The following is a 13,542-nucleotide window of genomic DNA, read 5'->3' on the forward strand; positions in this document are numbered from 1 at the left end:
ACTGATGAACTAGGGTAAAGCTGATAAGGATAATAATCCCATGTTTACTACCATAAAAAAGACCGTCATTGGTATATTTACCATTGTCCGCAGCATGTGGATGGTCAATAGTCATGCGCTCAGACCGCGTGACACCATCCTTTATCCTGAAGAGCCGGTACCTGTACCGCCGCGTTTTCGTGGACGTATTGTCCTAACGCGTGATCCTGATGGAGACGAGCGCTGTGTCGCTTGTAACTTGTGTGCGGTGGCCTGTCCGGTAGGGTGTATCTCATTACAAAAAGCCGAGCGTGAAGATGGTCGCTGGTATCCAGAGTTTTTTAGAATTAACTTCTCACGCTGTATCTTTTGCGGTTTGTGTGAAGAGGCCTGTCCAACGACAGCGATTCAAATGACCCCAGATTTTGAATTGGGTGAATATAAGCGCCAAGATTTGGTCTATGAAAAAGAGCATTTGCTCATTTCAGGACCAGGTAAATACCCTGATTATAACTATTATCGTGTGACAGGTATGGCGGTAGCAGATAAACCAAAAGGCGCAGCACAAAATGAGTCTGCACCGATTGATCTAAGGAGCTTGCTACCATGATGAATATTTTGAACCATCCTGAATTGGCTGGGTTTTATTCGCTGGCGGCAGTGGCAATATTTGCCAGTCTGCGCGTAGTGACTCAGGCCAATCCAGTGCATGCTATCTTATCGATGATTGTATCGTTGCTAGCAATTGCTGGGATATTTTTTGTATTAGGAGCGCCGTTTGCGGGTGCGCTAGAGATTGTTGTCTATGCCGGTGCCATCATGGTGCTATTCGTTTTCGTTATCATGATGCTTAATTTGGGCATGAGTAATGACGAGCGCGAAGAGCGTTGGCTCGATGCAGGCACTTGGGCAATACCAACAGGATTGACGATAATCATTGCCGTTGTGCTTTACGCGATGATTGGTCTTAATCACGATGAAGCTGTCATGATGGGTGGCACGACTATCTCTGCCAAAGCAGTCGGTACGGTGCTATTTACCAAATACATTATGCTGGTTGAAGTAGCAGCATTGCTATTATTAGCAGCCTTGGTCGCCGCTTATCATTTAGGTAAGGAGACAGTCGACGATGAGGTTGTCGGTAACGATAGCCAAAATTTCAAGCCAAGCGTAGGTAGTATCAAACAATACGACAATGATAGTACGCTTACACAGCATGATGGCGTAGAAATGGCTAAGCCTTACGAATATAAAGATGTTGATCCGCATGACTATGTTGGTATGAAGGTAGGTACGAGGGCAGGCAGTCAAGTAGGTGCGAATAAAGTTACGCGCAAGGAGTCAGACTAATGGTACTAGCAGCAAGCGTGGCACAAGATGTGTCAAACGTGCCGTTTGCCCACGAGGTGGCAGGCTTAGTACAGCCAGTTGCTGAGGCGCAAAATGTACTGGGTATGATACCCATGAGCCATGGACTGATTTTGGCAGGTATTTTATTTGCTATCGGTCTGTGCGGCGTCATGGTACGACGTAACTTCTTATTTATGCTAATGAGTCTTGAGATCATGATGAACGCGGCAGCACTAGCATTTGTAGTAGCAGGCAGTCGCTGGGTCGATCCAGACGGACAGATTATGTTTATCTTTATTTTGACCTTGGCCGCGGCTGAAGCGTCAATTGGTCTGGCAATATTATTGCGTTTTTATCATCAGCGTGGGCATCTCGATGTCGATAGCGCCAATGAGATGAAAGGATGATGTCATGAGTTTATTACCATTAACCTTTATATTCCCGCTCATTGGCTTTTTGATTTTAGCCTTTATGCGCGACAAATTATCAGAAACGGTCGCGGCGATTGTTGGCGTGGGTAGCATGCTGCTCTCAGCATTATGCACGCTAGTGGTTAGCTATACCTTTTTGACCACCAACCCAGCTGGAACGGTAATTGAAGTTCCGCTGTGGACTTGGTTCCAAGTTGGCGATTTTGCCCCACATTTCGGTTTGAGCTTTGATGGTCTTGCATTGACCATGACAGGTGTTATCACTGGGATTGGCTTTTTAATTCATCTGTTTGCCTCTTGGTATATGAAAGGCGACACTGGCTTTGCTCGTTTTTTTAGCTATATGAACTTGTTTGTGGCCAGTATGTTGTTACTGGTACTCGCAGATGATTTGTTCTTGCTATATCTCGGTTGGGAAGGCGTAGGTATCTGTTCGTACCTATTGATTGGTTATTATTACCATGATAGAGCCAACGGCCGTGCCGCGATGAAAGCCTTTACCGTCACACGTGTCGGCGATGTGTTCTTAGCCTTTGGTTTGTTTTTATTATTCCGCGAGTTCGGTACGCTTAATATTCAAGAGATTATTACGCGTGCGCCAGAAGTATTCGATGTTAATAACCCAACGATGATGCTAACGACTATGATGTTGGTCGGCGGCGCGATGGGTAAGTCAGCCCAGTTGCCACTACATACATGGCTTGCTGATGCGATGGCAGGCCCAACACCAGTATCGGCATTGATTCACGCCGCGACGATGGTGACGGCAGGGGTTTATTTGATTGCTCGTTTACATCCATTGTTTGAGCTGACTCCAGGTATCTTATTGTATTGGGTTGGCGGCGTAGGGGCGTTGACATTGGTCGTTGCTGGATTCTGTGCACTCGCGCAAACAGACATCAAACGTATTCTTGCGTATTCGACCATGAGTCAAATTGGCTATATGTTCTTAGCGCTTGGCGTGGGCGCGTGGCAAGGGGCAATCTTCCATTTGATGACGCACGCTTTCTTTAAAGCCTTGCTGTTCTTATCATCAGGTGCGGTTATCCTTGCGGTACATCACGAGCAAGACATCTTTAAAATGGGTGGTCTGCGCAAAAAGATCCCATTGGTATTTTGGTGTTATATCGTCGGTGGCGGTGCACTCGCTGCCATACCTTGGGTTACCGTTGGTTTCTATTCTAAAGAAGCAATTCTTTGGGAGACCTATGCAACAGGCCACTTAGTACTATTCTATATGGGTGTATTCGGTGCATTCTTAACCGCGATTTATACATTCCGTATGATTTGGATCATATTCTTTGGCGAAGAAAAAACGCATGCGCACAAGCTATCAGGCGTGTCGTATTGGTTGCCTTTGACCGTGTTACTAGTACTATCTACTGCCGTTGGTGCTTGGATTACGCCACCATTAGATGGTGTATTACCAGAGAGCGTTGGCCATCTATTAGAAGTTGCTGGTCAAGCGCATGCTAAGCACACCGCAGAGTATATCGCGATGGGTGCAATGGCAGCAGGTTTGATATTGGCCGCACTGTTGTATGTCGTCAACAAAGGTCGCTTGCTTACTAGCTTTAAGCGCTCACGTATTGGTGGGGCGCTATATCACTGGTGCTATCATGGCCTAGGTTTCGACGCGCTATATGATGTAATTTTTGTGAAACCCTTTTTATTCATCGGCCGCTTACTTAAAGCCGACCCTATCGATAAAACGTGGTTGCTGTTACCTAAGCTGGCCTCAGCAGGTAATAAAGTATTGTCTGCGACGCAAACAGGGTCTCTTCGAGGTTATGCCACAAGCTTTGGCTTGGGTATGGCTGTATTGCTGGTGCTGGTAATGATGACGGTGGTGTAAAAGATGATTGAGTTACAACAAACGTGGATGCTACCAGCATTAATCGCAATTCCTTTTATTGCAGGATTGCTATGCTGGGTGGTAGAGCGATTTAATAAACGTCTGCCGCGCTGGATTGCCTTGATCGGTATGACGTTGACCTTTGCTTTGTCGTTGGTACTTTGGCAGCAAGGTGATTTTAGCGGTATGAGTAAGCAGGTCATTGCACCAGATGCTGCAGTGCCTTGGGTAGCAGAATTTAGTGTGCCGTGGATACCAAGTTTTGGTATTAGCTTTCACTTAGCACTAGATGGTTTGTCATTGATGATGGTAGCTCTCACAGGCTTACTTGGTGTGGCAGCTGTTGCTTGTTCGTGGAATGAGATTCAGCGCCGCGTTGGTTTCTTCCACCTGAACTTGCTATGGAGTTTGGGCGGCGTCATCGGTGTTTTCTTATCGATTGATTTGTTCTTATTCTTCTTCTTTTGGGAGATGATGCTGGTTCCTATCTACTTCTTGATCGCGATTTGGGGTCATGATGTGGTTGGCAAAACCAAAGAATACGCGGCCACCAAGTTCTTTATTTATACCCAAGCGTCTGGGCTTATCATGCTCATCGGTATTTTGGTATTGGTCATTATCAGCTACGCCCAAAAAGGGGTAGTGAGCTTTAACTATAATGACCTGCTCGGTACGTCACTTGGCGGCTGGGAATATCCAATCATGCTGTGCTTCTTCATTGGTTTTGCGGTGAAGTTGCCAATCATTCCTTTCCACGGCTGGTTGCCAGATGCGCATGCGCAGGCACCAACGGCAGGTTCGGTGGATTTGGCGGGTGTACTAATTAAGACTGCTGCATATGGCTTGATTCGTTTTGTGTTGCCGCTATTTCCAGCAGCGTCACAAGAGTTTGCGCCGATAGCGATTACCCTAGGTACGATTGGTATCTTCTACGGTGCATGGCTAGCGTTTATGCAAACCGACATGAAGCGTTTGCTGGCGTATACCAGTATCTCGCACATGGGTTTTGTGGTACTAGCAATTTATGCTGGAACATTACTCAGCTTGCAAGGTCTGATGATTCAGATGCTTGCTCATGGTTTGAGTTCAGCAGCACTATTCATTATGGCAGGACAGCTATATGAGCGTCTGCATACACGCGATTTGACCTTGATGGGTGGTATGTGGGGGCAGTTCCGCTATTACGCACCGATATTGATGTTCTTCTGTGCCGCGCTGCTAGGTATTCCTGGTACGGGTAACTTCATTGGCGAGTTCATGATTTTATTTGGCTCATTTGCTCAGTATCCAGTATTCGTTATTTTTGCAACATTCAGTTTGGTATTAGCAGGTCTTTATTCGTTGATTTTGATTCATCGCGCACTATTTGGTGAAAACAATATCGCCGCATTAGCAGAGCGAGAGACTAAGTCACATGGCTTACCTGCACGTAAATTAAAAGACTTGGGCAAGCGCGAGCTGTCATTACTACTGATGTTAGCCGCTGGTTTGGTATGGCTAGGACTTTACCCACAGCCATTTCTTGATACCTCAAGTCACGCTATGCAGTGGATCAATAACGCATATATATACAGTCAAGTGACACAGGTAGATGCGTCGCAGCTACTTGATGTAATGGAGGCACGTTAAGTCATGAATGATATTACGATGAATGATTTGATAGGATTGTTGCCTTACGCGCCGATTATCGCCGTAGTGATTACGGTACTGACGGTTATGATCGCGATTACCTTTAAACGCTCGCACATGGTCACTGGTACGATTACGGTGGCAGGCTTAAATATTGGTCTATTTACCCTTATCGGGCAAATGATCGGTGTGATTGACAGCGGATCTATCGCACCAAACGCTGAGCAGTTATTTGTTATTGATAACTTTGCTCAGTTTAATATGGTGGTGATTTTTATCTGTGCCTTGGCTTGCTGTACGCTGTCTTATGCGTATTTAGCTAACCTCAAAGACAATAAAGAAGAGCTGTATTTGCTCATGCTGCTATCGACCATTGGTGCATTACTCATGGTAAGCGCGCAGCATATGGCGTCATTCTTTTTGAGCCTAGAGATGCTGTCAGTACCACTATATGGTTTGCTCGCTTATACTTATATGCGCAACCAGTCACTTGAGTCGGGATTGAAGTATTTGGTATTGTCGGCGACTGCATCAGCGACGTTGCTGATGGGTATGGCTTTTATCTATGCAGAAGTAGGCTCACTAGCATTTAAGCCAATCAGCATGGTGCTAGGCAATATCTTTGAGTCGCCATTACTGATATTGGGCGCGGCAATGATGATGTTTGGTATCGCCTTTAAACTCTCGGCTGCTCCTTTCCACATGTGGACGCCAGATGTTTACGAAGGTGCACCAGCGCCTATCGCTACCTTTTTAGCATCAGTATCAAAAGTGGCGATGATGGCACTGGCCGTGCGCTTCTTAATCGATACTGCTTTGCTGGCATTGCCATCAGTGCAAATGCTATTGATGGTCATGGCAACGTTATCTATCTTGGTAGGTAACTTGTTGGCAGTACGTCAAACCAGTCTCAAGCGTCTACTCGGTTACTCATCTATTGCCCATATGGGTTATGTGATGATCGTGATTGTCAGCATTGGCTCGGCCGCTGATAGTATCTCTAGTATGTATATGGCAGTCTATGCCTTTACTTCTATCGGTGCCTTTGGCGTAGTAACGTTGATGTCGAGTCCGTATCGCTTATCTGGTGAAGCCGATGAGTTGACGCATTATCAAGGGCTATTCTGGCGTCGTCCAGTATTGACTGCTGTCATGACTATCATGATGTTGTCATTGGCTGGTATTCCGTTGACGGCAGGCTTTATCACTAAGCTATTTGCTATCTTAGCTGCGGTACAAGGCACCAACTGGTTCTTGGCTGCGATGATTATCTTAGGTAGTGCGATAGGTCTATTCTACTACTTACGTGTTTTACTCACGCTGTTCAAACGTCCTAAGCAGTTCATCGAGTTTGACGTGTCTGGGCAGTGGGGTATTCGTACCGGCGGTATCATGGTCATTGCTGTGACTGCGATTATTCTATTCTTTGGTATCTTGCCAAATAGTATGATTGAGTGGGCAAGTTTGGCTCGCATTTGGTAATGTCGCTGAGTCAATACGGCAGATAAGTCGCTACGATCTATCTGTTGTTACGGTTAAAAAACCAAGATGCGCCAGCTTTATGATAAGCTTGGCGCATCTTTTTTTATGCTTACCTTTTTGGCATTTATCTTCTTTTGCCTATCAAAGATATCTTATAAAAATACAGTTTAATAAAGTATAAGTGACGAATAATTATGAGTGATAATATTCAAACCGTAACGGTGCTCAGCAAAACCACATGGACGCCAAATTTATTTAGCTTTACCGTCGGCCGTCCCGATAGTTTTAAGTTTACAGCGGGGCAGTTTGTACGCTTGGGCGTCAATCCTAGTCAATTAAAATATTATCAACAGACTGAGATAAGTGATGACACTGCTGATACCGCATTGAATGAATATGTTTTTCGCGCGTATTCGATAGTCTCTTCGCCATTTGATGAGGTGATAGAGTTTTTCTCTATCGTGATTCCTGACGGTGCATTTACCTCGCAATTACAGCATTTACAAGTGGGCGATGAGCTACTGCTTAATACCATACCATTTGGGTTTTTGACGTTAGCACGCTACCAAAAACCATTGCCAAAAGACTTATGGCTGCTAGCAACAGGCACTGGCTTAGCACCGTTTTTGTCGATGCTGCAAGATTTAAAGACATGGGAAGATTACGAGCACATTGTACTGGCTTATAGTGCCCGTTCGACGGAAGAACTTGCGTACGTTGAAAAAATCGAGAGCCTACAAGAAGACTTCGGTACGCTGGTTGATAATCCAGCAAAGCTTATCTTTATCCCAATCGTCACTCGTGAGCCTGTCGAAGGCACGTTGTCAGAGCGTCTGCCGAAGCTACTGCTAGAGGGTACGTTACAAGCGCGCGCGGGTATCGAATTAGATATTGATACTACGCATGTCATGCTATGCGGTAATCCAGATATGGTAGAAGATACCAAAGAGGCGTTAAAGACGTTGGGACTGGTAATGAATCGTCGCGGTGAAGGTAATATTGCTGTAGAGAACTACTGGTAGTTATCGACTTTCATAAAAAAACGCTGCATTTATAAGGCGATAACCTTTAAGATGCAGCGTTTTTTATAAGATAAAGCATTAGAGAGCTATTCTTGGCTTGGCTCAGTCGCATCGTCTATAGGGTTAATAGGGCCTTGCATCAATTCAGGATCGTCATCATCACCAATGATATCTTCGTTACTGCTGGCCGCCAGTAAATCACGATAGTTGATTTGAGCCTTCAAAATCATTTGCTCTTCTTCTAGCTCGCCATAATTTATCTGCACCTTATGCAAAGTACTCATGATTTTCTTGTTGTTTTTTAACCAACGATGGATATCGAGATAAATCACTTCATCTTTTGCGCGAGCAATATTGACGTACGACAGAATAAATCCTAAAGGGTCTTTTTTGAGGACGCTATGATAAAACCAAATCGCCATTTTGACACCTTGACGTTTGATAAAAGATTCGCAGCGCAGATTTAATATATCGGTATAAGTTTGCTGACCAAATACAAAGCGTTGCACATTGCGATCGAGTTGGACGTGAACTAAGCTAAAGTTACTTGCCACCTCAGCATAGATGCCGCCTGCATTGACAGTGCAGTACAAACGAAACCAATCATCATGCATCTCGACGCGTAGCTCTAAAATGGCTTTTACATTGTCGGTGACGAATGTTTGTAGTGCATCATTAACGTAAGTCTGTGCCACTGGCAATGACAACTCATCTTCGAACTTGTCCGTCGTCTTATTATAGATATCTTTAACCGATTGGGCGATACGCTCCCAACCACTGCCGAATGACTCGTCAAAACGATAGCCAATACTCTCGAAGAACTCATCAAAATTGTCTGAATTATTCACGTTATCAAAGTCACTCAAACTTATTATCCTTATAGGGCGCGTCATTCAATCGGTGACGTAAAAATGGCTAAACAAACTTTGCAGGCTATCATTAATTTAAACGAACGCTAATCATCTATAATTTCTGAATATCTACGACCATTAGTAATTTTTATACTGATAGGTAGCAAAAGCGAAAAACTGACCTCTGATACTAGTGAACAGTAAATCCGCACTTACTGTGCTGCTTGATCATCTACTATGCCTAATTAAGACGATGCACAGTTCTAATTGTTGCAAAGTATCGTGCTACTAATTCTATTGTGCTAAAGCAGTATATAACAAATACAGTGGCTTCAAAATGAACACATGCGTTTTATAGCAATTCATTTGGTATAAGCAGTGTTTCGTCTACCTTATATATTCTCAAATGTATGTTTTTCAATCAGCGGATAAGGTTACCAATACTGTATGGCAGATGTCAAAATGCCGTCTCAGTGCTTATACTGGCGACATAATTCTATGTCATGTTATGATAGCGCCAGTATAAATCATGCCTATCGTTACAACACTTATTAAATAGTGCTTTGTACTGATGTGCTCACAAGCTGAGATTCATTGTGGCCTATATAAAAGACTCACAGAGCTATCATTTTTCCGCGCAAGCGCCCAAGCGCGATATAAGTTTGCCTGTCGCTATTGTTATTGCGGTGGCTGTTCATGTGCTGATTATTTTCGGGATTAGCTTTTCTATGGGAAAAGACCCAGCTGCTATGATGCAAGATGTGGCAAAGGCGCTGACCGACAATATGCAGCCCAATGAAGATGCGCACTTTATTGCCAATGCTTCACAAGAGGGCGGCGGTACAATAGAAGAGCAGCTCAGACAAGAGAACAATCAGCTAAGTGCAATGTCTGCTGAGCAAATGAGTGAGACTCAAGACATCGTTAACTTACAGCGCAAAGTGCGTCAGCAGCGCTATCAAGAAAGCTACCTACGCACGACGTTAAGTTGGCGTCAGGCCACTGTAGAGTCGGATAATGATAGCGAGCAAGCGCAAGATGATGCGATGGCACAAGAAGAGCGGCTACGTAAGCAGATTGCAACCTTAGAAGCTCAGCTATCTCAGCGTCAGCAGGTCTACGCGACCAAATCCAAAGTCGTGACGATGGATAGTAATTCGACCACACGGGGTGCGGCAGCAGACTATATCAATACATTCCGTGAGCATGTCGAGCGAGTGGGTAACTTGCATTATCCCGTGCAAGCGCGTGCTCAAGGCATTACGGGTGAAGTACGGCTTATGGTTATCATCAGTAACGACGGCAATATCAAGGCCATACGTTTGCTTGAAAGCTCGAACTCTACGATATTGGATGAAGCGGCCAAGCAGTCGGTACGACAAGCTGCACCCTTTGGTAAGTTCACCGAAGACATGAGCGATATCGTCGAGCTGCGCTTGATACGTACTTACCGCTATAGTGATACAGTCGAAGTAACGTACTAAGGTTAACGTATTCATGCACTAAGAAGATAGGTGCTAAGAAGACAAGCACTAAGAAAAAAGCTACTGAAAATAAAGTTGCTGAAAAAAATGTCACTGAAGACACAACTGCTAAGAATAACGTTCAACGCACTATTTTTTATCATTAAAGATACGCAAGTTCATAACACACAGCTATAAAATAAAGAGTCAGTATGGAATTTTTAGGTTTTACCGTCGATGTCGCTACCTTAACGAGCAACGCCCTAGAGCTGGTCATTAAGGTCGCTTTAGCAATACTTATATTTATCGTTGGACGTTGGCTTGCCAAAAAGGCAGTCGCTTTTTCCGATCGCCTGATGACGCGTAGCCATCTGGACGAGACAGTTGCTAGTTTTTTAAGTCGTCTATTGTATGGCGTGCTACTGGTCGTAGTGATTTTAGCTGCACTTAGCAAAGTCGGTGTACAGACTACGTCTGTCGTCGCGATCTTAGGTGGTGCCGCTGTTGCCGTTGGTTTGTCACTAAAAGACCAGCTATCAAATTTTGCCGCTGGTATTATGATTGTGACATTTCGCCCGTTTGTACGCGGTGATTACGTACAGATTAGTAGCTACACAGGTACGGTGACTGAGATTACTTTGGTTAATACCCATCTGACGACCATTAACAATCACGATATCATCATTCCTAATAGCGATATCACGACTTCACCTGTGGTCAATTATACAGCGCTACCCAATCGGCGCGTCGATATCACTGTCGGTATTGGCTATGATGCTGATATCAAAACGGCTAAAGACGTGATGTTAAGTCTGGCAAGAAATAACCCATTGGCTTTTACTGATCCTGAGCCTATCGTACGAGTGACCAATCTAGGCGATAACTCAGTAGATCTTACCCTAAACGTTTGGACAACCAATGCCGACTGGTGGTCGATGCAATGCGAGCTACTAGAGCAATTCAAGCAAGCTCTAGATGATGAGAAAATCGAGATTCCATTCCCGCAGCGCAGTGTCCATGTTAAAGGCTTAGACCATATGATCAACCAAATGGGTCAAGCGCAAAAGCTACCATTAACTAAAGATTAATGAGTAGCTGTCTAAGAGTTAAAAGACTGTTTAATAAAGCAGTGCTAGTTTAAATATAAGGATTTGGTAGGTTTAGACATGCCAAAATCTCAATTTCAAAGTACTCCATCTCATCTTGCTCAGCTTGTCCGAGCTCATGATCAAAACCTAGTAGGTGTAGCACGCCATGCACTAGCAAATGGCTGATGTGCTGCGCCACGGTTTTGTCCTGTTCAGCCGCTTCACGTACCATCACTTCATGACAGATAATCAGCTCTCCAAGAGGCAATGTTGGCATCAGCTCAATGACGGCTGCAGGTAATTCGCTTGGATAAGACAAAATATTGGTCGCATAGTCTTTACCACGTGCTTCTAGATTTAGAGCACGGCCTTCGACGTCATCAGTGATATATATATCTAGAGTTTTAGATTTTTCCTGCCATAGCTCAGGATCGATATCTGCAAAATAGGGTAGGGTCAGACCATTATTAATACGACCATCTATATAATCTAAAGTCGCCATCATGACTGATAGTAAATCCTCGCGATTATAAAAAGTATCTAATATTTCATCATCAATACTGTCGGTCGCACTGATATCAAGTGCTGCTAAGCTAGCATGGTTGCTAGCAATCTTGTCATCGAAATTAGTATTGTCAGGTTGGCTCATATTGCTATCCTTTTTATTATAAATAAATGCGTTTCTAATGCTGCAGTGTCTAGGTTTTTTATTTGCCAGTTTTTTACCGTAAAAGTAGTTCAATCACTGTTTATCTCATCGCTAAATTTTTGGCTAATAAAGAGAGGCCAATGTATAGAATATATAGAGGCTACTATAGCTAAGTTACTGGTAAGCGACTAGTAGCGAAAGAGCTAAATTCAATAAACTGTCGGTAAGAAAAAACCGGACTACTTTTAGTAATCCGGTTTTCTTATGCAAGATAAATGCTTATAGCAAATGATTGCAATTCAGTGATTAGCTTGATTATTACAGATTGGCTGCTGCATTAGCGACGGCTTGTCTACGCTCTTGTTCTTTAATACGTTCAAACTTACGTTTTTCTTCTAAAGCCATTTGCTCTTCATCAAATACGTCATAGGCTTCAACAATTTGCTGTACCAATTGATGTCGTACGACGTCTTTTGAATCAAACTTTGTGATATGAATCTCTTCAATATCTTTTAGAATATCCATCGCTTGTGCCAAGCCTGACTTATGACCACGTGGCAAATCGACCTGAGTAATATCCCCAGTAATGACGGCACGTGAGCCAAAGCCCAAGCGGGTTAAAAACATTTTCATCTGTTCAGGCGTGGTATTTTGCGCTTCATCGAGAATGACAAACGAGTTATTCAAAGTACGACCACGCATATAGGCCAGCGGCGCCACTTCAATAATCTGACGCTCAATCATTTTACCGACTTTTTCAAAGCCTATCATCTCATAGAGTGCGTCATATAGCGGGCGTAAGTACGGATCGATTTTTTGGGTCAAATCACCTGGCAAGAAGCCCAGTTTTTCGCCAGCTTCTACCGCTGGACGCACTAGCAAAATACGCTCAATCTCATTACGCTCAAGCATATCGACGGCACATGCCACTGCTAGATACGTTTTACCCGTACCAGCTGGCCCAATACCAAACGATACATCAGAGCTCAGGACGTTTTTTACGTAGCGCTGTTGGTTGCCACCACGCGGAACGATGCGGCCTTTACGTGTACGTAAACTGATGGGCGTAAACTCGCTAGCCTCATCCAAATCTTCATCATATTCCATGTCATCATGGTCTTGTTCGTCTTCTTCGATGTCTTCATCACGAGAGAGGCTAGATTGGATGATAAGGTGCAGCTCTTCTGCACTGATGTCTTTGGTGTTCTGTGCTTCATCTACCATTTTGTAGATAATACGTTCACCGCGTTCGACATTGGTCACATCGCCACTCAGGCAAAAATCACCTTGGCGCTGCATGATTTTAATATCGAGGCGTTCTTGAATATATTTCATGTGATTGTTGTATTCACCAAGCACGGTCTTTAGCTGTGCTGGGGTCAATGATTCAAACTTTATACGGCGGCTCATGGAATCAGTCAAGCGATTATCCTTTTATTGTGTACCCGACGCTATGATTTGGTTTTAATTGCGTGACGGGTTGCAGAAATAAAATAGTTAGTGGTGTTACAGTGTTTAGGTGATAAAAAGATTATAGATGATAAAAATGACGGCGATATTATTGTTGTTTTTGTGGAAGGTGGTAAATGAAAGTAATGAAAAGTCTTGCCTTCATTATGGTAGAGAATTTTTAAATTTCAAGCCATACATCAGATAGATAACGCTGTTTTTGTATGCGGATTGCAAATACTTCAGCGATTTTCTATAGATTGATTCGATGTTGCTATCAGTTCTATATAATTC

The 13,542-nt window shown here is 43.8% G+C and carries 12 protein-coding genes; 9 read left to right on the forward strand and 3 right to left on the reverse strand.

Annotated elements, in window-relative coordinates:
* Positions 1-40 precede the first annotated feature (40 nt).
* The 7 genes from nuoI (at position 41) to ACQKCP_RS00180 (ending at position 7,748) form a co-directional block, all read left to right on the forward strand.
* Positions 41-589, forward strand: a complete 549-nt coding sequence (gene nuoI / locus ACQKCP_RS00150) for an NADH-quinone oxidoreductase subunit NuoI (RefSeq protein WP_010198902.1) — start codon at positions 41-43, stop codon at positions 587-589.
* Positions 586-1,329, forward strand: a complete 744-nt coding sequence (gene nuoJ / locus ACQKCP_RS00155; protein ID WP_427610834.1) for an NADH-quinone oxidoreductase subunit J — start codon at positions 586-588, stop codon at positions 1,327-1,329. The genes nuoI and nuoJ overlap by 4 nt, the downstream gene beginning before the upstream one ends.
* 98 nt (positions 1,330-1,427) lie before the next feature.
* Positions 1,428-1,736, forward strand: coding sequence for an NADH-quinone oxidoreductase subunit NuoK (gene nuoK / locus ACQKCP_RS00160; RefSeq protein ID WP_025653102.1), 309 nt, complete (start codon positions 1,428-1,430; stop codon positions 1,734-1,736).
* Positions 1,737-1,740: 4 nt separating this feature from the next.
* Complete coding sequence (gene nuoL, locus ACQKCP_RS00165; RefSeq protein ID WP_427610835.1) at positions 1,741-3,615, forward strand: NADH-quinone oxidoreductase subunit L; 1,875 nt, start codon at positions 1,741-1,743, stop codon at positions 3,613-3,615.
* A gap of 3 nt (positions 3,616-3,618) precedes the next feature.
* Positions 3,619-5,244, forward strand: a complete 1,626-nt coding sequence (nuoM, locus tag ACQKCP_RS00170; RefSeq protein WP_427610836.1) for an NADH-quinone oxidoreductase subunit M — start codon at positions 3,619-3,621, stop codon at positions 5,242-5,244.
* 3 nt (positions 5,245-5,247) lie between these two features.
* A complete protein-coding gene (locus tag ACQKCP_RS00175; protein WP_427610837.1) occupies positions 5,248-6,726 on the forward strand; it encodes an NADH-quinone oxidoreductase subunit N in 1,479 nt (492 codons plus the stop codon).
* Between the two features lie 194 nt (positions 6,727-6,920).
* Complete coding sequence (locus tag ACQKCP_RS00180) at positions 6,921-7,748, forward strand: ferredoxin--NADP reductase (RefSeq protein WP_427610838.1); 828 nt, start codon at positions 6,921-6,923, stop codon at positions 7,746-7,748.
* A gap of 86 nt (positions 7,749-7,834) precedes the next feature.
* Here ACQKCP_RS00180 and ACQKCP_RS00185 read toward each other — a convergent pair whose 3' ends face one another.
* The gene (locus ACQKCP_RS00185; protein WP_427610839.1) at positions 7,835-8,614 is read right to left on the reverse strand and encodes a hypothetical protein; all 780 of its coding nucleotides are present in this window, start codon (positions 8,612-8,614) and stop codon (positions 7,835-7,837) included.
* A gap of 581 nt (positions 8,615-9,195) precedes the next feature.
* On the opposite strand from ACQKCP_RS00185, the gene ACQKCP_RS00190 reads away from it, so the two are divergent.
* On the forward strand, positions 9,196-10,083 hold the full coding sequence (locus ACQKCP_RS00190) for a TonB family protein (protein ID WP_201567158.1): 888 nt from the start codon (positions 9,196-9,198) through the stop codon (positions 10,081-10,083).
* Positions 10,084-10,274: 191 nt separating this feature from the next.
* Positions 10,275-11,150, forward strand: a complete 876-nt coding sequence (locus ACQKCP_RS00195; RefSeq protein ID WP_101206253.1) for a mechanosensitive ion channel family protein — start codon at positions 10,275-10,277, stop codon at positions 11,148-11,150.
* A gap of 49 nt (positions 11,151-11,199) precedes the next feature.
* Here ACQKCP_RS00195 and ybeY read toward each other — a convergent pair whose 3' ends face one another.
* Both ybeY and ACQKCP_RS00205 read right to left on the reverse strand, forming a co-directional pair.
* On the reverse strand, positions 11,200-11,799 hold the full coding sequence (gene ybeY, locus ACQKCP_RS00200) for an rRNA maturation RNase YbeY (RefSeq protein WP_427610840.1): 600 nt from the start codon (positions 11,797-11,799) through the stop codon (positions 11,200-11,202).
* Positions 11,800-12,117: 318 nt separating this feature from the next.
* Positions 12,118-13,221 (reverse strand): PhoH family protein, encoded by a 1,104-nt coding sequence (locus ACQKCP_RS00205; RefSeq protein WP_179798643.1) that lies wholly within the window; start codon positions 13,219-13,221, stop codon positions 12,118-12,120.
* Positions 13,222-13,542: the final 321 nt, after the last annotated feature.

This window comes from Psychrobacter sp. NPDC078631 (genome assembly GCF_050268165.1).
Taxonomy (GTDB): Bacteria; Pseudomonadota; Gammaproteobacteria; order Pseudomonadales; family Moraxellaceae; genus Psychrobacter.